Below are 20,664 nucleotides of genomic sequence, written 5' to 3' on the forward strand. Positions count from 1 at the left end.
TTTATAAATAAATTAAATTATAGATTCAATTTTAGGCATTAGTCTAATAAGTTCTTTAGTGTATTGGTGCTTTGGATTATTAAATAATTCCTCAGATTCTTTTGTTTCACAAATACTTCCATTTTTAAGCACTACAATCCTATTACACATTTGTCTAATTACAGGAAGATCATGGCTAATAAACAACATAGTAAGGTGAAGCTCATCTTGAATATCTTTTAAAAGATTTAATACTTGTGCTTGTATGCTCACATCCAAGGCAGAAGTAGGCTCATCACAAATTAATAAGCTTGGTCTTGTGGCTAAAGCTCTGGCAATTGATATTCTTTGTCTTTGCCCTCCAGAAAATTCATGAGGATATCGATCCAATGACTGTCTTGACATTCCAACAATATCTATCAAATCGTAAAGATTTTGCGTGAGCTCATTCTTATTAATATTTTTTTGAAAAAGCTTTATTGGTTCAGATATTATGTCTCTTACTTTAAATCTTGGATTTAAAGATGAATATGGGTCTTGAAATATCATCTGAATTTGGCCCCTACTCTTATCAATTTGATATTTTCTTTTTAAATTATAAAGTGAGACATCATTATAAAAAATTTCTCCATTACTTGGCCTTACAAGCCCTGTAATAATTTTTGCTATTGTTGATTTTCCTGAACCAGATTCACCAACTAAACCTAGAGTTTCGCCTTCAAAAAGCTCAAAAGATACATTATCAACTGCCTTCTCTACTTTTTTAGTAGACTCATTTTTTGATCCAAATGAAAAATTACTTATCAAAGATTTATCATCAAAAATTTTAGTAACACCTACCAGTTGTAAAACTTTTTTATCTTTATTTTTTTCTCTAACTCCCCAAGTCTTAATGATTTTTTTTGTTAAATTTTTAGAATCAGATGTAATTTCTTTTCCATCAGGACTAATAAGTCTGAATCTATTAATTTTTTTATTTGTGGGCGGCACAGAAATAACTAAGCTTCTAGCCTCATTAGATTTAGGGTTCGTTAACAATTCTTTAGTATCACCTTGCTCAACAATAAGCCCATGTCTCATAACAATAACTTTATCTGTTGTCTCAGCAATAACGCCCATATCATGCGTAATAATAATTACACCTAAATTTCTTTTTTTAGTAAGATCTTTAAGAAGTTCTAGTATTTGATGTTGAATACTTACATCTAGAGCAGTTGTTGGTTCATCAGCTATAATTAAATCCGGTTCACAGCTTATTGCTAAAGCAATAACAACCCTTTGACGCATTCCTCCACTAAATTGATGAGGATAATCTTCAATTCTTTTTTCAGCGTTATCTATTCCAACTTCTTCTAAGAGTTGAATCGATTTTTTCAATGCATCTTGATAGTTTAAATTTAGATGTGTTTGAATAGTTTCAATTAATTGATCTTTTATTTTAAATAATGGATTTAAGGATGTTTGAGGATCTTGAAAAACAAATCCAATTTTCTTTCCTCTAATTTTTTGAATGAGCTCTTCGTTATCTCTTAATTCATAATTATCAATTTTAATTGATCCACTTGTTATTTCTCCTGGTGGATCAATTAAATTTATGATGGCATTTGCAATGGTAGATTTTCCAGAGCCAGATTCACCAACTATGCCTAATATTTCACCCCTTTCCAATGTGAACTCAACATCTTTACTAGCAACAATTGTTTCTTTTCTAGTTGGATAGCTAATATTTAAATTTTTAACCTCTAAAAAACTCATCTTATTTTTAATTTTGGATTTAAGGCGTCTCTCATCCAATCTCCCAATAGGTTAATAGATAAAGCTAAAACGATTAAAAAAATAGCTGGGAAAAATGTAATCCACCATTCACCTGAAAATAAAAAACTATTTCCAAATCTAATTAATGTCCCTAGTGAAGGTGTGGTGGGCGGCACCCCTACGCCTAAAAAACTTAATGTAGATTCTGTGATTATTGCAAGAGCTAATCCGATTGTAGCAATCACTAAGAGAGGCCTAAGTATGTTTGGTAAGATATGTTTAAACATAATTAGAATGTTTGATAGTCCTATAATTCTCGAAGCTGAAACATATTCTTTATTTTTTTCAACCAGAGTAGACGCTCTAGAAACTCTAGCGAACTGTGGCCATTCAGAGATACCAATCGCAAAAATTAACACGTAAATTGCCATGTCACTATGCATCGATTGTGAAATGAATGATTTCGCGATACCATTTACGAGTAGAGCCATTAGAATGCTTGGTATTGTTAATTGGACATCTGTAATTCGCATGACAACTATCTCATATTTACCACCTATATATCCAGCAGTAACACCAAGGAATACTCCAAGTGTCATCGCAAAAAGTATTGATGCAAATCCGACGATTAATGAAATTCTTGAGCCATAGATAATTGTTGAGAACATGTCTCTTCCCTGTTGATCTGTTCCAAGAATAAAGCTAGAGCTTCCACCCTCAGACCATGAAGGTGGGGTAAATGCATCCATTAATGAGACTGAAGCTGGATCAAAAGGGTTGTAGGGGGAAACTACTCCAGCAAAAACTGAACAAAGTAAAATAATGAATAAAATAGTAGTAGAGATAACTGCAATTTTTGAGTTAAAAAAGCTATACCCTATATCTGTATCATAAATTTTATTAAAGGTTTTTTTTACCATCTCTAGCTCGCCTCTTCTTTAAGTCTTATTCTTGGGTCGATAAAATAATAGGTGATATCAACAACGAAATTTATCATAACAAAAATAAAGGCAACCATAATCATGTAGGCCGACATTATTGGTATATCAACAAAGTATACTGCGTTAATAAATAGTAGGCCCATCCCAGGCCATTGGAAAACAGTTTCTGTAATAATTGAAAAGGCTATTAAGGTTCCAATATTAATACCGGTAATAGTAATTACTGGTATTAAGCCGTTTTTAAGAGCATGCTTATAATTGATAGTATTTTCTTTGATACCTCTAGCTCTGGCAAATTTAATATAATCCGTTTGAAGTATTTCCATCATTTCTGCACGAACCAATCTGATGATATATGTCATTTGAAATAAACTTAATGTGATTGAAGGTAATATTAATGCTTTAAGTCCAGAAGCAGTTAAAAAACCTGTTGCCCAAAAACCTAACTCTACAACTTCACCCCTTCCAAAAGAAGGAAGAATTCCCAGTATTACAGAAAATAGGTAAATTAATAGTATTCCTATAATGAATGTAGGAAGAGAAACACCAACAAGTGAAACAACAAGGATGATATTTGAAATAAAGCTATCTCTATGGATTCCTGTATAAACCCCTAAAATGACGCCTGACACAATTGCCAGAATAGCAGATACAAATACTAATTCGAGAGTAGCTGGCATTCTTTCAGCAATTAAATCTGAAACCTCTCTTTTTAGTTGATAAGATATGCCGAAATCGCCTTGAATAACATTACCTAAAAATCTTGAAAATTGAATATAGACTGGATCATTTAATCCTAGAATCTCTCTAACCTCTGCTTGTCTTTCGTATGAGGCGTCTATTCCAGTCATGCTATTGACAGGGTCACCAACAAAATTGAATAAAGAAAAGGAAACAAAAGCCACAACAATCATTACAAGAACAGATTGTAAGAGTCTTTTAAAGAAATAGATAAACATGGAGAACTTGGTGATGTAAAGGACGTTTATGTTACATCAACTTGAAATGTTTTTCTGGCCAGATAACTGACCAGAAAAATATAACTTTTTTAGTTTACATTTGCAAATCTAAATAATGGTTCGTTGTTCATCCTAATTGGAACATCGACATTACTTTTTGCTGCTTGATTAACAACTTGGTGATGTAAAGGAAGATATGTTACATCGTCTTGAGTAATATCCCAAGCTTCAGCAATCATAGCATTTCTTTCATCTAAGTTTGTTTCAACACCCATTGCCGCAACTAATTCGTCGACTCTAGCGTTACTGAAATTTACTTTATTCCAGCTTCCAGAGCTTTCAAACAAGTATGAATATACATAGTGACTGTCAAAAGTTGGGACACCCCAACCTAGCATATACATGTCACTAGTCATACCATTTGCATCACCCTCTTTTACTTCAGAGAAATGCTGACTCTTAGTTTTTGCATCAAGATTTACTGTAACACCAATTTTTGCAAACATACCAATAGCTGCTACACAAATTGCTTCATCGTTGATATAACGATCATTAGGACAATCCAATGTGACCTCAAACCCATCAGGATATCCAGCTTCAGCTAAAAGTTTTTTTGATGTCTCAGGATCATAAGCCATTCTTTGATCACGAGATGCTGTGTGTCCATTAACACCAGGAGCAGTAATAATTCCTGCAGGGACACTTTGCCCTCTCATTACCTTATCTTGAATAGCATCCATATCTAAAGCATGGTACATTGCTAGACGAACTCTTTTGTCTGCAAAAGGATTTTTTCCTTTAATATTAGATGAATTCAATTCAGCTGAACCTTGGTCCATACCAAAGAAAATAGTTCTATTTTGAGGAGTCATTTTCACACTATGACCTGAAGAAGAGTTGATTCGTTTAATATCTTGAACAGGTACAACATTAGTGTAATCGATCTCTCCAGAAAGAAGTGCTGCAACTCTTGTTGCATCATTCTTAATTGGAAGTAATTCAATTTTATCTATGTTGTGTGCGTAATGATTTCCCCACCAGTTGTTATTTTTTTCAAAAACAGTTCTTACGTCCTGCTCTCTGAAAGTAATTTCAAATGGTCCAGTTCCATTTGCATTAGATGCGCAATACGATGTCTCACCTGCATCCCAATTATATGAAGCTTCACAATTATTTGCTTTTGCCCAAGCTTCAGACATTACAAATATCTGAGTTAATTCGTTTAACAGAATTGGATTTGGTCCATCAGTTTTTATTTCAACAGTGTGGTCATTAAGCGCTGTTGCGGATGTAATACTTTTAATTAAATCAACCATATCAGATGGAGCAGTTCTTGCTCTATTGATACTAAAAGCAACATCACCTGCTGTTAAAGATGATCCATCATGAAACATAACACCCCTACGAATGTTAAATATCCAAGTATCGTCTGCTGTTGCGACCCATGACTCTGCAAGCTGAGGAAGTATTTCCATATTAATACCTGGAGTTACCAAGCCCTCATATATTTGACGAGAAACCATGTGTGTTGGTCCTTCGTTTTGTGCATGCGGATCAAGTGTTAAAGAATCACCAGGCATCGACCATTTAATGGAATTAGCGAAAGCTGATGAAAAAATACCAATGAGCATGAATGACAAAACAATTTTTAAAGTCTTTTTCATTTTTTTCTCCTTAATAAACACCTAAGATAAGGCGCGATAAATTTTCAATAAAAAAACCAGCTACTATAATTTTCGCCGGCTAACAACACTATATAGTATCAAAAATGTCAGGTCAAGGTTAATTTTGGTTAATGGCCGTCACTAATCTTATAAATTAATTCATCTAAAATATAATTAAAGAAACTATATTTCAAAAAAAACCATAAATATTTTATGAGTAATAAGGGTTCTTTAAGCCTATTATCTAATCTGACAAAAAACTATAAAAATTATGAAAAAAATTCTGACCTTTGTAGCACTCCTAATCTTTTCTAGCTATTCAATTGCCCATAAGCCAGTAATGAATGAAAATTCAAGCTATCCTGCCGACGCACCCTATGAAATTGAAGAGCCTGAAATCTCAAAAGCTATTTATTCAACACTTACTGGGGAGCCTCATTTTTATCGAATTGAGTCTGAAACTGATTTTAACTTTTATGCAGGTATTCTGGCCGCGAAGATTGAAGAGTGCACGCTAGAAGAAAAATTTTCTTTTGAGGTTCTAGACGCCGATTTCCATCCGTTATTTATGGCCGATGGCGAAAACTTTGAGTGGACACCTTGGTATGAAGAGTATGGAAAACAGTGGTATTGGAATGGCCCCGAAGTTGGAAAAAACTTTCTTTCAGATCGAGTGTTTAAAGCTGGAACATATTATATAAGAGTATTTAATAACTCTAATACAGGCCAATATATTATTGCTGTTGGCGATATCGAGAAGTTCTCGTTTACTGATATTGTGGGATTAATTTTCTCTATGGGAAAAATCGAAGATGAATTTTGGGATCCTAGCCTATGCCCTAGTGGCTAAGTTTCATCTGGATCAATAGGCTCTGGCGCCAAAACATCTCTATTTCCGGCACTATTCATAGAGCTAACGATTCCACTGGACTCCATGTCTTCGATAATTCTGGCAGCGCGGTTATAGCCAATTCGCATTCTTCTTTGCAGACTGGAGATTGAGGCCCTTCTTGTTGAGGTGACAATTTGCACTGCTTCATCAAAAAGTGGATCTAGTTCGCCAGAGGATTGTCCAGAATCTTTATTACTGACAACCTCAGTTTGTGCTTTAAGAACTCCCTTTAAGTAGTTAGGGCTTGAGTTTTTCTTAAGGTGCTTGACGACTCGTAGAATTTCACTGTCCTCTACAAATGCTCCATGAACCCTGGTAAGGTGAGTCATACCTGGCGCCATATAAAGCATATCACCCATTCCAAGAAGCTGCTCAGCACCTGACTGATCCAAAATAGTTCTTGAGTCTGTTTTTGATGAAACTTTAAAAGACACTCTTGTTGGTATATTGGATTTAATTAGGCCGGTGATAACATCAACACTAGGGCGCTGCGTTGCAACAATAAGGTGTATTCCAGCTGCTCGAGCTTTTTGAGCAATTCGAACAATAAGGCCTTCAACTCGTTTGGATTTAGCGCGGTCTTCCTGTGCAAGAGCGCCAAGCATATCGGCATATTCATCAATAACTATAACGATAAGGGGGAGCGATTCAAGCTCTGGATGCTTTTCACCTTCTTTTGCGTTATCTGGATTAAATGAAGGATCTAACAAAGGTTTTCCAGACTCTTGAGCACGGCGCTGCTTTTCATTAAATGACTCGATGTTTCTAACGCTAAACTTGGCCAAAAGGCTATAGCGCCTTTCCATCTCATTGACACACCACCAAAGCGCACTTGCAGCTTCATTCATATTGGTAACAACAGGAGTAAGGAGGTGCGGAATGTCTGCATAGGAAGCAAGCTCAACGATTTTTGGATCAATCATGATAAACCTTACTTGCTCTGGTGAAGCCTTATAGAGGATGCTAAGAATAATTGCATTAAGGCCAACTGATTTACCCATTCCCGTTGCACCAGCAACTAAAAGATGCGGCATTTTCGCAAGATCAACAACAATCGGCAATCCATTGATATCTTTACCAAGCCCCATGGAAAGCGTTGACTTAGCTTTTGTGAATACTTCGCTTGAGAGGATTTCCTTAAGCCCAATCATCTCTCTATTGTTGTTCGGAATTTCAAGGCCAATAACCGGTTTTCCTGGAATCACATCGACTATGCGAACACTTTCTACAAGCAGCGCCCTAGCTAGGTCTTTGTTAAGGTTCATGATCTGGCTAACTTTAATTCCTGGAGCAAGCGAGATTTCAAATTGAGTCACTACAGGCCCTGGAGTTACGGCAGTTATTGTTACGTCAAAGCCAAAATCCTTTAATTTAATTTCAACTTGTTGGCCCATTTCAACAAGGAACTCGTCTGTATAGCCTAAACCAGAGTTACTAACATCATCTAAGAGTGAAAGGCTTGGCAGGCCTCCTGACATTCCTGATTTGTATAGATTGCTGCCCTGTTCTTTTTTAGATTTCTCTGTTTTCTCAGTTTTTTGAGGTTTTTCTGTTTTCTCAGTTTTTTTAGGTTTCTCTGTTTCCTCAGTTTTTTGAGGTTTCTCTACAGCAGCTGGAGTAGAGCTGATAATTTCAGGTTTGGTCCTTAAACTGTTGTTATTGTCTGCAGTCTTTTTATCCCTATTAAAGGTTTTTTTGAAAAGGGATGTGCTTATGTTCCTCCATGAAGCGCTCGAGGCGATACTAAAGCTAACAAAAATAATGCCAATATATATTATTGTAGATGAGCTGCCAAAAATTTCATAAAACACCAGATTATGCATCGACATTCCAATCCATCCACCTGCTAAAAATGTATCTTTAAGGCCCTCAATAATTTTTATCTCTGGCGCAAATTGATGCGCTAGTGCTGCTGTAAAAAAAAGCATAACGAGAAACGCAGTCAATCGAAGCAAGAAGGTAATCTGACTGCTACGCTCTTTATTTGCATCTCTATGAAAGTTATACCCAAGCCAAATTAAAGCTATTGGGATGATATAAGAGACATAGCCTAGAACTCCAATGCTTATATCACTCAGATAAGCACCAAACATTCCTGCACTATTTATAACTGGTTTAACTAGTTGCACGCCCCCAGTCCATGGATCTTCATCCGGTGAGTATGTCACAAGTGAAATAAGGAAAACGACACCAAGTGTTAAGAGTAGTATAAAAATTGACTCACTTGCAATCTTTGAGCGCGGATTATTTATGGGGGTATTTGTAGATGTGCGTTTATTATTTTTTTTCAAGATAGCTTATAATACTCATTTGGTTAATTAGTATAAAGTATTTCATAATGAGTGATATCAAACATTGTCGAGTTTTGATTGTTGGGTCAGGCCCTGCCGGCTACTCAGCAGCAGTTTATGCAGCAAGAGCAAATCTTAATCCAGTGATGGTTAGTGGATTTGAACAGGGTGGTCAATTAATGACTACAACGGATGTGGATAATTGGGTAGGAGATCATGATGGTCTTCAAGGTCCAGATCTAATGGAGCGAATGAAAGAGCATGCCCTTCGTTTTAATACAGAAATAATTAATGACCATATTACTAGTGTTGATTTTTCTAAGCGTCCGTTTACGCTTCAGGGTGGCGACACTACCTATACTGCAGATGCTGTGATAATTTCAACTGGAGCTACGGCCCAATATCTTGGACTGGATTCTGAAGAAGCTTATAAAGGCAAGGGCGTTTCTGCCTGCGCAACCTGTGATGGTTTTTTCTATAGAGGCCAAAAAGTTGCAGTTATTGGTGGCGGCAATACGGCTGTTGAGGAGGCTCTTTACCTTTCAAATATTGCAGAACATGTGACTATTATTCATCGACGTGATAAGTTTAGGTCTGAAAAAATTCTATCTGATCAGCTTATGGAAAAAGCTAAAAATGGCAATGTATCTATTGAGTGGAACCATAATCTAGAAGAGGTTTTGGGAAATGATATGGGCGTTACTGGGCTTCGACTTAAGGGAAACGATGGAAAAACTAAAGAGATCGATGTTCATGGCGTCTTTATAGCTATTGGTCACACGCCAAATACGGGTATTTTTGAGGGCCAGATAGATATTAATAGTGGATATATTCAAGTTGAGGCAGGACTCAAAGGTAACGCAACACAAACAAGCGTTGAAGGCATTTTTGCTGCTGGCGATGTTGCAGACCACGTTTATCGCCAAGCCATTACCTCTGCAGGTTCAGGTTGCATGGCGGCATTAGACGCTGAACGATTTTTAGATAATTTGTAGGGATCAAGTAGCTCGAGGTTGAAATTCAAAGTCTGCTTTGTTTTGCCTTGTGTATAATTACGCGATTTGGCCATATAGCTCAGTTGGTAGAGCAAGGGACTGAAAATCCCTGTGTCCCTAGTTCAATTCTAGGTGTGGCCACCATTTTTAAAAGCCGAATTAAATCAATATTTAATTCGGCTTTTTTATAACTAATTTTCTAGCTTGAAGCGCGCGTCTTCCAGAAGAATAAAGCTGCCAAAACTATTGCAGGCAATAAAGACATAGGGTCAAGCAAAGCAGCGCCTGTGGAAATGTGTAGAAGTTGAACTGCAATAAGTGCAAGGTTAAGATAGACACCATAAATAACACAAACTTTATTAAGGTTATTTCCCACCCAAGATGGCGCCATCCATGCAAACAGGCCAAGGGCAAATAATGGAACAGATAGAATCTGGCCAAAAGACCTCATATTTTCGCTAACTGTCCAGCCAGCTCCCTGAGCGGCCATTTCAGGTGCAACCCAAAATAATAATGCATACACCCAAACAAAAATAGCTTGAGCTCTAAGTAGATTTTGTAAAGTCATTTTTTACTCCTAAAGTTATCAAAGTTTTCTATTAAGCTCAAAATGAGCTAAATATAATTATAAACTTTAATAGGAATAATTCCTGTTAAATCAAGCGACAGCTTTTTAGTGAAGCTGAGTAGGGCTGATAAAGTCCTGTTTTGAGGGTTGCAATGTTTCTTGAATAAAGAGAACGCCTATACGAACAAATTCAACGATTTCATAAAAGTCTTGAGTATTTTCTTCGTTATCTAATAGGTCAGCATCCATCTGAGAAATCTCACTAATGTCCTTGATCATCTCTAATACCTCTTCATCTGAGGCTTCTACCGAGCTCAGTCCAAGGCCAACCAATAATCCTTGGCACCACTCAATAAGAGTATTTGCTTGTTCTCTTAAGGGTGATTCATCATCTGCAATAACCGGCCAAAAATTTAACGTAGGGTCCGATAGTTGTTCATTGGTGTTATTAAATATCTCTGCAAGCACATGATGAGCTTCCTTTTCAATTAAGTTATTTAAATCAATAGTAACTAGTATTTCATTTAGCCAGTCATCTAATTGAATATCTTGCTTGACGCAATAAAATCCACACAATAGTCCATGGGCTGAAGAAATTGTGTCATCGGTATTAAGCTTTTGAAGGGCGTCTTTTGCCAGATCATAATTGATAGGTTGACTCATTTTTAAAACGCTCCAGCTAAAATTTCCATAACGGCCATTCGAACTGCAATGCCATTCGTTACCTGCTGAAGAATAACTGATTGAGGCCCATCAGCAACGGATGATTCAAGCTCGATTCCTCTGTTAACTGGTCCTGGATGCATGACAATTGCATCGGGCTTTGCAAATTTTAAGATCTCATTTGTAATTCCAAAGCTATCAAAGTAAGTTTGCTCATCTGGGATATCTGCGCCAATCATTCTTTCTTTTTGCAATCTCAAAGAGATAATAACGTCAGCACCTTCGATACCTTTTTGAAGATTATCAAAGCGCTCTAAGCCAGGCGTTTCTTCTTTGTAATGAAGAGTATCTGGAGCAATCAATCGAATGTCGGTTGTGCCTAAAGTTTGCATGGCCTGTATTCCAGAGCGCGCAACACGGGAATGTCTTATGTCACCAACAATTGCAACGGATAAGTTATCAAAGGTTTTTTTATGCTGCCTTATGGTTAACATATCTAGAAGGGCTTGGGTTGGATGAGCGTTAATTCCGTCCCCTGCATTTATAATAGACACACCTTTCATGTTTTCTGCAACATGATGTGGAAGCCCATTTTGTTTGTGACGAATCACGAACATATCGATTTGCATTGCCTTGAGGGTGTGCATAGTGTCCATCAAGGTTTCATTTTTTTTAGTTGCTGAATTTGCAAGGTCAACGTTAATTGTTTTAGCGCTTGTTCTTTTGCCAGCTATTTCAAAAGTATTTCGTGTTCGAGTTGAAGGCTCAAAGAATAGATTGGCGACAGACATATCTCTTAAGATCTTAGATTTCTGGAGCTGACCTTTTTTATCGACATGGTCATCAGCTACGTCTAATATTATTTCGAGTTGTTTTTTTGGAAGACCTTTTAAACCTAAAAGATGAGCTAGCCTTCCTTTTGAGTTTAGTTGAGAATCGTTGCTAATCGAGTGTGGTTTCATTGAGCCAAGTTTGCAAAATTAGTTCAGCTGAGCGTTTATCTACATCACCTCTATCAGCGTTCTTGTGGGCGTAGTGCCATTTTAGTTGTTTTTTTGCTTCTGAAGAGGATAAATACTCGTCTATAAAAAAGACCTCAATATTAAATCGCTTTGTTAGTTTTCTGCCAAAAGACTTTGCTATGAAGGTCATCTCTTGTTCTTTATTTTCTTTGTCAAGAGGCAGCCCAACAATAAAAGCATCAGCCTTATGCTGATCAATGATTAGGTCAAGATGCTCCCAATTTGTAGAGCCATCTTTGTGATGAAGGACCGTATCAATTCCGCTTGCATGGGAGGTCAGGCTATTAGCAATAGCAATCCCGGTACGTTTAGTTCCTACATCAAAACCAAGGTAGGTTTTGACGGTCATTGAAGCTGTTGAAATAATTCATACCCAACGTACCCATCCGCTGTAAGACCAATGTCAGACTGGAACTGTCTAGTTGCTTTTCGAGTTTTAGATCCCGCCATACCATCTGGAGTGCCGGTATCATAGCCCAGTAAATTCAAGGTATTTTGAATTTGCATAATGTCTTCTTTGCTAAGGAGGGGCTCATCAATAGTTTTTGCAGATAGTTTTGCGTTGCCGTTAACCCTGTCGGATAGATAAGCCACTGAAAGAGCATACAAGATAGAGCGATTCCATCCCATTATTGCATCAAAGTTTCGGTACACTAAAAATGCCGGCCCTCTGTGACCCATTGGCACAATTAAAGAGGCCTTAAAGTTTGATTTTGGTAGGTTTGAGTTGTTACCTCGTCGAACCCCAAGTGCCGCCCATTCATTAACTGTCTTTTCATTATTTAGTCCGGTTAATTGATAGTCGAAGTTTTTAGGAATTAAGGCTTCTCTCCCCCATTTTTCACCTTTTTTCCAGCCAAGTTTGTTTAGAAAGTTAGCAGCACTGGCATAAATATCAGCTTTCTCATTCCACAGGTCTACTTTGCCGTCATTATTGGCATCAACGCCATATGCGATGACATTGGTTGGCATAAATTGCACTGCGCCCATTGCTCCGGCCCAAGATCCAGTTGCATCAAACGGAATGGTTTTTTTATCCATCAACTTTAAAACAGCAATTAGCTCCCTTGTAAAAAACTTTGATCGTCTTTTGTCATAGGCAAGTGTTGCCAAAGAGCGAATAAGACTCTCACTACCCATATAATTTCCATAGTTGCTTTCAAGTCCTAAAAATGCAACTATAACGTAGGCTGGGACGCCGTACTTTTCAGAGGTTTTGCTCAGTAATGAAGCATTATTCTTTAACGTGTCTTTGCCATTATTAAGGCGAACTTTATTAACTCTTTTGTTTACATAATGCCAAAAATTTTGATTAAACTCAGCTTGAGCTTTGTCCGATGCAATGGCAGAAGGTCTTGGCGTAAGCTCAAAGAAAGCCTTATCAATGGTTGATTTAGAAACTCCTTGCTCAGTTGCAGTTTTGCGGACCTGATCTAGAAATTCTTCAAACGAATGTGAGTTAGCAAAAACGCTTGTAGTAAGAAAAATGAGACAAAAAAATCTTAAAAACATAAGTAAATTATAGTGCGTGAATACGTTCTTATTTTAATACTTTTTTTGCAGTAATGATGGCGATGGATGGGAAAAAATAACATTATTTAGAAATAAATTAAAATTATCTGCGGTATTAATATGAAATAAAGAAGATAATTATAAAATTATAAAATCAATCCTTAACTTAATGCCAACTTATAGGCCTCTTGCAGAAATACTAAGACCCAGTGAGCTGAGCGAATTTATTGGTCAGCGTCATTTGCTTGACCCTGATAAGCCGATTGGTAAGGCTTTGTCAGACAAGCAGCTCCACTCAATGATTTTATGGGGGCCTTCTGGTGTTGGAAAAACCACCCTTGCCCGTATTATCTGCTCGCAGATGGGAGCCCATTTTGAACAAATGTCAGCTGTACTTGACGGCATTAAAGAGCTTAGAAATGTAATAGAGCATGCCCAGCTCTATAAGCACCAGGATAAAAATACGATACTATTTGTTGATGAAATTCATCGTTTTAATAAAGCCCAGCAGGACGCTTTTCTGCCTCATATTGAGTCTGGATTAATTACCTTAATTGGAGCAACTACAGAAAATCCTTCTTTTGAAATTAACTCATCGTTACTCTCAAGATCAAGGGTGTATATTCTTGATAAGCTAAGCACTGAGGATCTCTCAACTATTGCCTCAAAAGCATTAAAGAATCAGGATATCCTTCTAGATGACGACGGATCACTAGCTCTGATTATTGATAGTAGTGATGGCGATGCTAGGCGCTTAATTAATATCATTGAGCAGCTAACTGAAACATCAAACAAAACTCTAAATAGAGAAGATATTGCTAAAACGCTCCAGGAAAACATAAGCAGCTTTGATAAGGGCGGTGATATTTATTATCAGCAATTGTCTGCATTCCATAAGTCCGTCAGGGGCTCTTCTCCAGATGGCGCTCTTTATTGGATGGCAAGGATGATTGTTTCAGGCTGCGATCCAAAGATCATTGCTCGAAGGCTATTAGCAATTGCATCAGAGGATATAGGTAACGCCGATCCAAGAGCTCTACAAATTACTATTAATGCCTGGGACGTTTATGAGCGCCTCGGAGATAAAGAAGGAAATAGAGCCATTGCTCAAGCGGCTGTTTTTTGTGCGTGCGCGCCAAAATCGAATGCAGTTTATAGCGCATTTAATAAAGCTATAGAGGCAGCAAAGAATACAGGTGACTTTGCAGTGCCTACTCATCTTAGAAACGCAAGTACTAAGTTGATGGAGGAGTTAGGGCACGGAAAAGGTTATCGCTATGCGCATCATGAGCCTGATGGTCTTAGTAAGGGCCAGACTTATTTTCCTGAGGAGATGGGGGAGCAAATATATTATGAGCCCACTGACCGAGGACTAGAGATTAAAATTAAAGAAAAGCTGAAACAGCTTAGGTCGAATTTATGAACACTTTAACGTCCATTGTAAGCATCGGTATAGGCGCCACTGTCGGAGCTACTTGCCGATACTATATTGGCGTTTATTCAATGCATTACTTTGATAAAGCCTTCCCCTATGGAACCTTAATTTCAAACATTATTGGTTCATTCATCGCAGGTCTATTGGTAGTTTTTGTATTAGAAAAACTCTTTCTTAGTGAGACGTATCGGTTAATGCTACTTGTTGGATTGGCAGGCTCTCTAACTACCATGTCAGCGCTTTCAATTGAGTCTGTTGAGATGCTTAGCGGTGGTAACTATGGCCAGGCATTATTAAATATCTTGTTAAATCTAGGGCTGTCACTTCTTGCTGCAAGCCTTGGCGTAATGCTTGCAAAATATGGCTTTAATTTAGCGCAGAGCTAACTTAACCTCAACTTCATCTAAGAGAATAGATGAGATATTGAGATTAAACTGACTATCAAGCTCTCGAATGCAGGTTGGGCTGGTTACGTTTATTTCTGTAATGTAATCACCGATAACATCAAGCCCAACAAACATAAGCTCTTTTTCAATGAGCATTGGAGCAATCTGACTACATAAATATCGATCCCTTTCTGATAGTGGTTGACCAACACCCTTTGCCCCTGCAGCTAAATTTCCCTTAAAGTTTCCTTCTGCTGGTATTCGAGCGAGCGCATAATCAACAGGCCTTCCATTAATTAATAAAATACGTTTGTCACCGTCCTTTATTTCAGGCAAAAACTCCTGAGCCATAATATAGCAACTTCCTTGATTGGTTATTTTTAGGAGTACTTCCTCGATATTTTTATCACCTTTTGCAAGTTTAAATATATCAGTTCCACCCATTCCATCCAGCGGCTTAACAACTGCTGTTTTAATTTTGGAGATAAACTCTGAAAGCTTTTCGATATTTGAGCTGACAAGTGTTTCTGGAATGCAGTCTGGAAAATTTAAAGCAAAAAGTTTTTCGTTAGCATCCCTTAGTGAGCTTGGTTTATTCACAACTAAAACCCCGCTATCCTCTGCCTGCTCTAGAAGATAAGTTGCATAAATATAATCCATATCAAACGGCGGGTCTTTGCGCATAAACACAACATCTATATTAGTTAGCTGGAGTTCTTCTGTCGCTTCACATTTATACCATTCATGCTCAGAATCTTTGACTAATGTCTTACGCGCATTAGCAATAATTTTTCCGTCCCCATAAAACATATCAGTGCTATCAAAAGTGTAAATGTCCCATCCACGTTTTTGCGCTTCTAGCATCATGGCAAATGAGGAATCTTTAATTGGCTTAATGCTGGAAATGTCATCCATCAGTACGGCGAGTATAATTGGCTTCATTAGGATAGTATAAAGTATTCAGATTAATTAATAATATACATGCCCGTCAAAATATGTTGAAGTAGCGAGGTTAAGGGCGTATAATTTCGCCTCTTTAGTGCGGGGTGGAGCAGTATGGTAGCTCGTCGGGCTCATAACCCGAAGGTCATAGGTTCAAATCCTATCCCCGCTACCAATTTAGACCCCCTCTTTTGGGGGTTTTTATTAGGAATTTTTTGTGGCTAAGATATCTGACAAAGTAGTTGCGTTAATTAATCCAAGTATCAATGATTTGGGTTATGAGCTGGTGGGCGTTGAATACGTTGCCAGTGGAAAACACTCTATTTTGAGGCTTTATATAGATTCAGAGGAAGGCATTGGGGTGGATGATTGTGAGGTTGTTTCTCGCCAAGTAAGTGCAATAATGGACGTTGAGGATCCAATAAGTGGGCAGTACAATCTTGAGGTATCGTCGCCCGGTATCGAAAGACCTCTTTTTAGTATTGCACATTACCAACGTTTTTTAGGCCATGATGTTCGTTTGAGAACATTCAGGCCAATTGATGGTAGAAGAAACTTTACTGGTGCTATTGGTAGCGTTAGCGAAGCTAGTAATTCACTAGAATTAGTAACAGAGCTTGGCCCTGTTACTTTGGAAATAGATTTAATTGAAAAAGCAAATTTAGTTGCTCATTTTTAGGAGAAGCGCATGGATGGTAAAGAGTTATTTTTAATGGTTGAGGCAATCTCAAACGAAAAGAATATAACTAAAGATGATGTTATAGAGTCATTAGAAGAGGCGTTAGCTGTTGCAACAAAGAAGCGAAATAATATTGAAGTTCGTGTTGAGGTTGACAGACATACTGGTGAATTTAATACCTTTAGGCAATGGCTAGTCATTGAGGATGGTGAAAAATTTGTTGATGATGATGGAGAAATGTTTGATCCAGAGATCCATATTTACCAAGCAGATTCTAACGGTCTAGATATTGATGCTTTTGTTGAAGAGCCTATGGAGTCTCTAGAGTTTGGAAGAATTGCAGCTCAAGTTGCTAAACAGGTAATCATTCAAAAGGTTCGTGAAGCCGAAAGAACAGTTATTGTTGATAACTATACGCAGCGTGTTGGTGAAGTTGTCATGGTTACAGTCAAAAGAGTTGATAGAGGAAACGTTTTTGTAGATATGGGCGGAATTGATGGCATGATTTCAAAGTTTGACTTGATACCGAATGAGTCAATTAGAAAAAATGATCGTTTAAGGGCTTATATTAAAGAAGTTAAGTCTACTCCTCGTGGCGCACAAATTTTTCTGAGCCGAACCGTCAACGATATGATGATCGAGCTTTTTACTATGGAAGTACCTGAAATTAGTGAAGGCGTAATAGAAATTAAGGCTGGAGCGAGAGACCCAGGTCTTCGCTCTAAGCTTGCAGTTAAGGCGAAAGATAAGCGGATAGATCCGATTGGCTCATGTATTGGTATGAGGGGCGCACGCGTTCAGGCAGTCTCAAACGAACTAAATGGAGAGAGAGTTGATATTATTCTGTGGGATGAAGACCCTGCGCAGTTTGTAATTAATGCTATGGCTCCAGCAGAGGTTAGCTCAATTGTGGTTGATGAAGAGAAAGGTTTTATGGACATTGCGGTTGAGGAAGACCAATTAGCACTTGCAATAGGCAGGGGCGGTCAGAACATTAAGCTGGCAAGTAGACTTACTGGTTGGAAACTTAATGTAATGTCTATTAGCGATGCAGATGATATCCAGGCGAAAGAGTTACAGAAAACAGGCGAAAAGCTAGCTGAAAAACTTGGTGTTGATGCAGAAGTAGCCGCTGTCTTGATTGATGAGGGCTATACAAATCTTGATGAAATAGCTGAAGCTGAATCGGATGCATTATCCAAAATTGAAGAATTTGACTCTGATATGGTGGGTGAGCTTCAAGAAAGAGCCCAGGATGCGCAGTTAGTTAAGGCATTAACAGATGCAGAATCCACAGAAATCTTACTCAGCGTTGAAGGTGTTGACGAGGCCCTAGCAGCAGCACTTGTTGAAGCTGAAATTACTACAGTAGATGCATTAGCTGAACTGTCAATTGTTGAGGTTTTGGAAATTCAAGATGTTGGAAATGATAGCGCTTCTGCTGTTATTATGGCAGCCAGAGAAAAAGAAGGCTGGTTTGACTAATTTTAATATAGGTGTTTTAAGTATCAATAACTAGAATATATAGGCAAAAATATGGCACATACTGTAGAAAGTTTATCAAAATTACTCAAAAAAACACCTGACCAGGTTTTATCTATTTTATCTGGGGCAGGCATTTCAGGAAAAACAGCTGAATCGAATATTTCTGCAGATGAGAGGCAGGTTCTAATGTCTAGCTTGAGTAAGCGCTCCAGCACTAAGTCAAGTATTTCTGTTTCTAGGAAAACAACAAAACCTGCTTCTAATACATCTTCTTCCGGTGGTGTAAAGATTCAGGTGAAAAAGAAACGTGAGGTTCCTCAAGCTGCTCCAACTGAACAGGTTGATGACGCTGCAATATTAAAAGCAAAAGAAGCTTTGGAGGCTGGAAGAATTGCCGAAGAAAAAGATGAGCAGCATGACGCGAAAAGAAATGACATGGTTCGTCAGCAAAAAATTAAAAATGAAGAGCAGTTGGCTCAAAAAACACAAAAACAATTTACTGAAAAGGAAGAGCAGGATAAAAAAGAGAAGGAAAAATTAGAGGCAGAAAAATCAAATGATTCAAAGAAGAGCCCTAAGAGACTAAGGTCTACTCCATCCCCAGCATCAAATAGAAAACAGCTTCACGTTGCTAGACATAATCCAAATCGAAAACTTAAGAAAAAAGAAAGAACACATATTTCACAGAAAACTCAGGATGAGCAGGCGCAGCATGGCTTTCATATGCCAGTTGAGCCCGTAAAGCATGAAATTTTAATCCCAGAAACTATTAAAATATCTGAGTTAGCGATCAAAATGACGACTAAAGCAGGTGAAGTATTAAAGGCCATGATGGGTATGGGCGTTATGGCCACCCTTAATGACGTAATCGATCAAGATACAGCGATGCTTGTGGTAGAGGAGATGGGGCATACGCCTGTTGCAAGTAGTGAGGAGACAGTTGAAGATACTTTGGTTCAAGAGACATATGATGACGCGGACTCTGCGCCAAGACCCCCAATAGTAACTATTATGGGCCATGTCGATCATGGAAAAACATCACTTCTAGACTATATTAGAAAGTCGAAAGTAGCCTCTGCTGAGGCGGGTGGAATTACTCAACATATCGGCGCATACCAAGTTGAACAAAAGGGAAATTTAATTACTTTTATTGATACTCCAGGCCATGCGGCGTTTTCAAAAATGCGTCTTCGCGGAGCAACCGCAACTGATATTGTAATTCTTGTGGTCGCAGCAGATGACGGCGTTATGCCCCAAACTATTGAATCCATTAAGCATGCCAAGGCTTCAAATGTGCCTATTATTGTGGCTATTAACAAGATAGATAAAGAAGGTGTAGATCTTGATAAAGTGAAGCAAGTGCTTTCAACACATGACGTTATTTCCGATGAATGGGGCGGTGATGTTTTAATGGTTGGAGTTTCAGCACTTACAGGAGCAGGTGTTGATGAGCTTTTAGAAAGTATATCTTTAACGGCAGAAATGTCAGAAATTAAGGCAGTTGTTGATAAGCCAGCGAGTGGCGTAGTTCTTGAGGCTCGATTAGATAAAGGACGCGGAAAAGTAACTACTATACTTGTTCAGTCAGGCACTCTTAAGAAAGGCGACATTGTTATTGCGGGCCAAGAGTATGGAAAAGTTAAGCAAATTATTGATGATAATGGTAGGCCAATTAATAAGGCAGGGCCATCAACACCAGTTGAAATTTTAGGTTTATCAGGTGTCCCAGACTCTGGAGCTGAGGTTCTTGTTGTGGCTAGTGAGCGCAAGGCAAGAGAGGTAGCAGACTTTAGAAAGTCAAAAGATAGAGAGTCCAAGCTTCAAAAGCAGCAAGCTGAAAAGATGGATAACTTCTTCGCCACTATGGAAGAGGGTGAAATTTCTACAGTTAATGTGATAATTAAATCAGATGTACGTGGCTCAGCACAGGCCTTGGTTGAGGCTTTAGAAGAGCTCTCAACTGATGAAGTTAAAGTGAAAGTTGTGTCTTCAGGCGTAGGAGCAATTAATAATACTGATATTTCTTTAGCCAGCGCTTCAGAAGCCGTTGTTCTTGGTTTTAATGTTAGAGCAGACTCTGTTGCTAAGAAGGCTGCTGATGCTGAAGGTGTTAAAATTGAGTATTACAGTATTATTTATAATTTAATTGATGATATTAAAGCAATTATGGGTGGTTTATTAAGCCCAGAATTAAGTGAAAATATTATTGGAATTGCGGGCGTTAAAGATGTCTTTAGATCACCTAAGTTTGGAGATATTGCGGGTTGTATGGTTGAAGAGGGAGTTGTAAGGAAAGATAGCCCAATCCGTGTGTTGCGAGAGAGTGTTGTAATTTATGAAGGTGAGTTAGAATCTCTAAGGCGCTTTAAAGATGATGTAAAAGAAGTTAAGTCTGGAACTGAATGTGGAATTGGAGTTTTAAATTACAAAGACGTTCAGCCTGGAGATCAAATTGAAGTATTTGAGCGTATAGAGCGCGCTAGAACATTATAGGGC

The 20,664-nt window shown here is 37.9% G+C and carries 18 protein-coding genes and 2 tRNA genes; 9 read left to right on the forward strand and 11 right to left on the reverse strand.

Annotated features, from left to right (window positions below):
* Positions 1-12 precede the first annotated feature (12 nt).
* From ABXT69_RS00225 to ABXT69_RS00240, 4 genes are all read right to left on the reverse strand, one after another.
* A complete protein-coding gene (locus ABXT69_RS00225; protein WP_416678122.1) occupies positions 13-1,734 on the reverse strand; it encodes a dipeptide ABC transporter ATP-binding protein in 1,722 nt (573 codons plus the stop codon).
* A complete protein-coding gene (locus ABXT69_RS00230) occupies positions 1,731-2,654 on the reverse strand; it encodes an ABC transporter permease (protein WP_416678124.1) in 924 nt (307 codons plus the stop codon). Before ABXT69_RS00230 ends, ABXT69_RS00225 begins: the two co-directional genes overlap by 4 nt.
* A gap of 2 nt (positions 2,655-2,656) precedes the next feature.
* Positions 2,657-3,634: an ABC transporter permease gene (locus ABXT69_RS00235; protein ID WP_416678126.1), complete on the reverse strand. Its 978-nt coding sequence runs from the start codon at positions 3,632-3,634 to the stop codon at positions 2,657-2,659.
* A gap of 89 nt (positions 3,635-3,723) precedes the next feature.
* Complete coding sequence (locus tag ABXT69_RS00240; RefSeq protein WP_416678129.1) at positions 3,724-5,298, reverse strand: ABC transporter substrate-binding protein; 1,575 nt, start codon at positions 5,296-5,298, stop codon at positions 3,724-3,726.
* Positions 5,299-5,569: 271 nt separating this feature from the next.
* Here ABXT69_RS00240 and ABXT69_RS00245 point away from each other — a divergent pair, with 271 nt between their 5' ends.
* Positions 5,570-6,148 (forward strand): hypothetical protein, encoded by a 579-nt coding sequence (locus ABXT69_RS00245; RefSeq protein ID WP_416678130.1) that lies wholly within the window; start codon positions 5,570-5,572, stop codon positions 6,146-6,148.
* On the opposite strand, the gene ABXT69_RS00250 is transcribed toward ABXT69_RS00245, so the two are convergent.
* Positions 6,145-8,481: a DNA translocase FtsK gene (locus tag ABXT69_RS00250; protein WP_416678133.1), complete on the reverse strand. Its 2,337-nt coding sequence runs from the start codon at positions 8,479-8,481 to the stop codon at positions 6,145-6,147. The two genes, ABXT69_RS00245 and ABXT69_RS00250, sit on opposite strands and share 4 nt — an antisense overlap.
* A 47-nt stretch (positions 8,482-8,528) precedes the next feature.
* Between ABXT69_RS00250 and trxB the strand changes: the two genes are divergently transcribed.
* Positions 8,529-9,476, forward strand: a complete 948-nt coding sequence (gene trxB / locus ABXT69_RS00255; protein ID WP_416678134.1) for a thioredoxin-disulfide reductase — start codon at positions 8,529-8,531, stop codon at positions 9,474-9,476.
* Positions 9,477-9,544: 68 nt separating this feature from the next.
* Positions 9,545-9,620, forward strand: a tRNA-Phe gene (locus tag ABXT69_RS00260).
* Between the two features lie 55 nt (positions 9,621-9,675).
* On the opposite strand, the gene ABXT69_RS00265 is transcribed toward ABXT69_RS00260, so the two are convergent.
* The 5 genes from ABXT69_RS00265 to ABXT69_RS00285 form a co-directional block, all read right to left on the reverse strand.
* Complete coding sequence (locus ABXT69_RS00265) at positions 9,676-10,044, reverse strand: hypothetical protein (RefSeq protein ID WP_416678136.1); 369 nt, start codon at positions 10,042-10,044, stop codon at positions 9,676-9,678.
* A gap of 105 nt (positions 10,045-10,149) precedes the next feature.
* The gene (locus tag ABXT69_RS00270) at positions 10,150-10,707 is read right to left on the reverse strand and encodes a UPF0149 family protein (RefSeq protein ID WP_416678138.1); all 558 of its coding nucleotides are present in this window, start codon (positions 10,705-10,707) and stop codon (positions 10,150-10,152) included.
* A gap of 2 nt (positions 10,708-10,709) precedes the next feature.
* On the reverse strand, positions 10,710-11,669 hold the full coding sequence (locus ABXT69_RS00275) for an aspartate carbamoyltransferase catalytic subunit (protein ID WP_416678141.1): 960 nt from the start codon (positions 11,667-11,669) through the stop codon (positions 10,710-10,712).
* Positions 11,650-12,078 carry a Holliday junction resolvase RuvX gene (ruvX, locus tag ABXT69_RS00280; protein WP_416678142.1) on the reverse strand — a complete coding sequence of 143 codons (429 nt, stop codon included), beginning with the start codon at positions 12,076-12,078 and terminating at the stop codon, positions 11,650-11,652. The genes ABXT69_RS00275 and ruvX overlap by 20 nt, the downstream gene beginning before the upstream one ends.
* Entirely contained in the window at positions 12,075-13,241 is a 1,167-nt protein-coding gene (locus ABXT69_RS00285) for a lytic murein transglycosylase (protein WP_416678144.1), read from the reverse strand. Before ABXT69_RS00285 ends, ruvX begins: the two co-directional genes overlap by 4 nt.
* A gap of 169 nt (positions 13,242-13,410) precedes the next feature.
* On the opposite strand from ABXT69_RS00285, the gene ABXT69_RS00290 reads away from it, so the two are divergent.
* Positions 13,411-14,664, forward strand: coding sequence for a replication-associated recombination protein A (locus tag ABXT69_RS00290; RefSeq protein WP_416678146.1), 1,254 nt, complete (start codon positions 13,411-13,413; stop codon positions 14,662-14,664).
* Complete coding sequence (gene crcB / locus ABXT69_RS00295; protein ID WP_416678147.1) at positions 14,661-15,062, forward strand: fluoride efflux transporter CrcB; 402 nt, start codon at positions 14,661-14,663, stop codon at positions 15,060-15,062. Before ABXT69_RS00290 ends, crcB begins: the two co-directional genes overlap by 4 nt.
* On the opposite strand, the gene gshB is transcribed toward crcB, so the two are convergent.
* Positions 15,048-16,004 (reverse strand): glutathione synthase, encoded by a 957-nt coding sequence (gshB, locus tag ABXT69_RS00300; RefSeq protein ID WP_416678149.1) that lies wholly within the window; start codon positions 16,002-16,004, stop codon positions 15,048-15,050. The genes crcB and gshB overlap by 15 nt on opposite strands.
* 98 nt (positions 16,005-16,102) lie before the next feature.
* On the opposite strand from gshB, the gene ABXT69_RS00305 reads away from it, so the two are divergent.
* The 4 genes from ABXT69_RS00305 to infB all read left to right on the forward strand — a co-directional run bounded on the left by ABXT69_RS00305 (position 16,103) and on the right by infB (position 20,661).
* Positions 16,103-16,179, forward strand: a tRNA-Met gene (locus ABXT69_RS00305).
* A gap of 42 nt (positions 16,180-16,221) precedes the next feature.
* On the forward strand, positions 16,222-16,683 hold the full coding sequence (gene rimP, locus ABXT69_RS00310) for a ribosome maturation factor RimP (RefSeq protein WP_271541848.1): 462 nt from the start codon (positions 16,222-16,224) through the stop codon (positions 16,681-16,683).
* A gap of 9 nt (positions 16,684-16,692) precedes the next feature.
* Positions 16,693-18,168 (forward strand): transcription termination factor NusA, encoded by a 1,476-nt coding sequence (gene nusA, locus ABXT69_RS00315; RefSeq protein WP_271541846.1) that lies wholly within the window; start codon positions 16,693-16,695, stop codon positions 18,166-18,168.
* Positions 18,169-18,219: 51 nt separating this feature from the next.
* Positions 18,220-20,661, forward strand: coding sequence for a translation initiation factor IF-2 (infB, locus tag ABXT69_RS00320; RefSeq protein ID WP_416678151.1), 2,442 nt, complete (start codon positions 18,220-18,222; stop codon positions 20,659-20,661).
* Positions 20,662-20,664: the final 3 nt, after the last annotated feature.

The organism is Candidatus Pseudothioglobus sp. Uisw_016, assembly GCF_048087635.1.
Lineage (GTDB): Bacteria > Pseudomonadota > Gammaproteobacteria > PS1 > Pseudothioglobaceae > Pseudothioglobus.

Bases quoted from the DNA above. Each gene is read 5' to 3' on its own strand.
- nusA (WP_271541846.1), top strand. From the start codon at position 16,693: ATGGATGGTAAAGAGTTATTTTTAATGGTTGAGGCAATCTCAAACGAA.
- gshB (WP_416678149.1), bottom strand. From the start codon at position 16,004: ATGAAGCCAATTATACTCGCCGTACTGATGGATGACATTTCCAGCATT.
- ABXT69_RS00240 (WP_416678129.1), bottom strand. From the start codon at position 5,298: ATGAAAAAGACTTTAAAAATTGTTTTGTCATTCATGCTCATTGGTATT.
- ABXT69_RS00275 (WP_416678141.1), bottom strand. From the start codon at position 11,669: ATGAAACCACACTCGATTAGCAACGATTCTCAACTAAACTCAAAAGGA.
- ABXT69_RS00270 (WP_416678138.1), bottom strand. From the start codon at position 10,707: ATGAGTCAACCTATCAATTATGATCTGGCAAAAGACGCCCTTCAAAAG.
- infB (WP_416678151.1), top strand. From the start codon at position 18,220: ATGGCACATACTGTAGAAAGTTTATCAAAATTACTCAAAAAAACACCT.
- crcB (WP_416678147.1), top strand. From the start codon at position 14,661: ATGAACACTTTAACGTCCATTGTAAGCATCGGTATAGGCGCCACTGTC.
- ABXT69_RS00225 (WP_416678122.1), bottom strand. From the start codon at position 1,734: ATGAGTTTTTTAGAGGTTAAAAATTTAAATATTAGCTATCCAACTAGA.
- trxB (WP_416678134.1), top strand. From the start codon at position 8,529: ATGAGTGATATCAAACATTGTCGAGTTTTGATTGTTGGGTCAGGCCCT.
- ABXT69_RS00230 (WP_416678124.1), bottom strand. From the start codon at position 2,654: ATGGTAAAAAAAACCTTTAATAAAATTTATGATACAGATATAGGGTAT.
- ABXT69_RS00235 (WP_416678126.1), bottom strand. From the start codon at position 3,634: ATGTTTATCTATTTCTTTAAAAGACTCTTACAATCTGTTCTTGTAATG.
- ABXT69_RS00285 (WP_416678144.1), bottom strand. From the start codon at position 13,241: ATGTTTTTAAGATTTTTTTGTCTCATTTTTCTTACTACAAGCGTTTTT.
- ruvX (WP_416678142.1), bottom strand. From the start codon at position 12,078: ATGACCGTCAAAACCTACCTTGGTTTTGATGTAGGAACTAAACGTACC.
- ABXT69_RS00245 (WP_416678130.1), top strand. From the start codon at position 5,570: ATGAAAAAAATTCTGACCTTTGTAGCACTCCTAATCTTTTCTAGCTAT.
- ABXT69_RS00265 (WP_416678136.1), bottom strand. From the start codon at position 10,044: ATGACTTTACAAAATCTACTTAGAGCTCAAGCTATTTTTGTTTGGGTG.
- ABXT69_RS00290 (WP_416678146.1), top strand. From the start codon at position 13,411: ATGCCAACTTATAGGCCTCTTGCAGAAATACTAAGACCCAGTGAGCTG.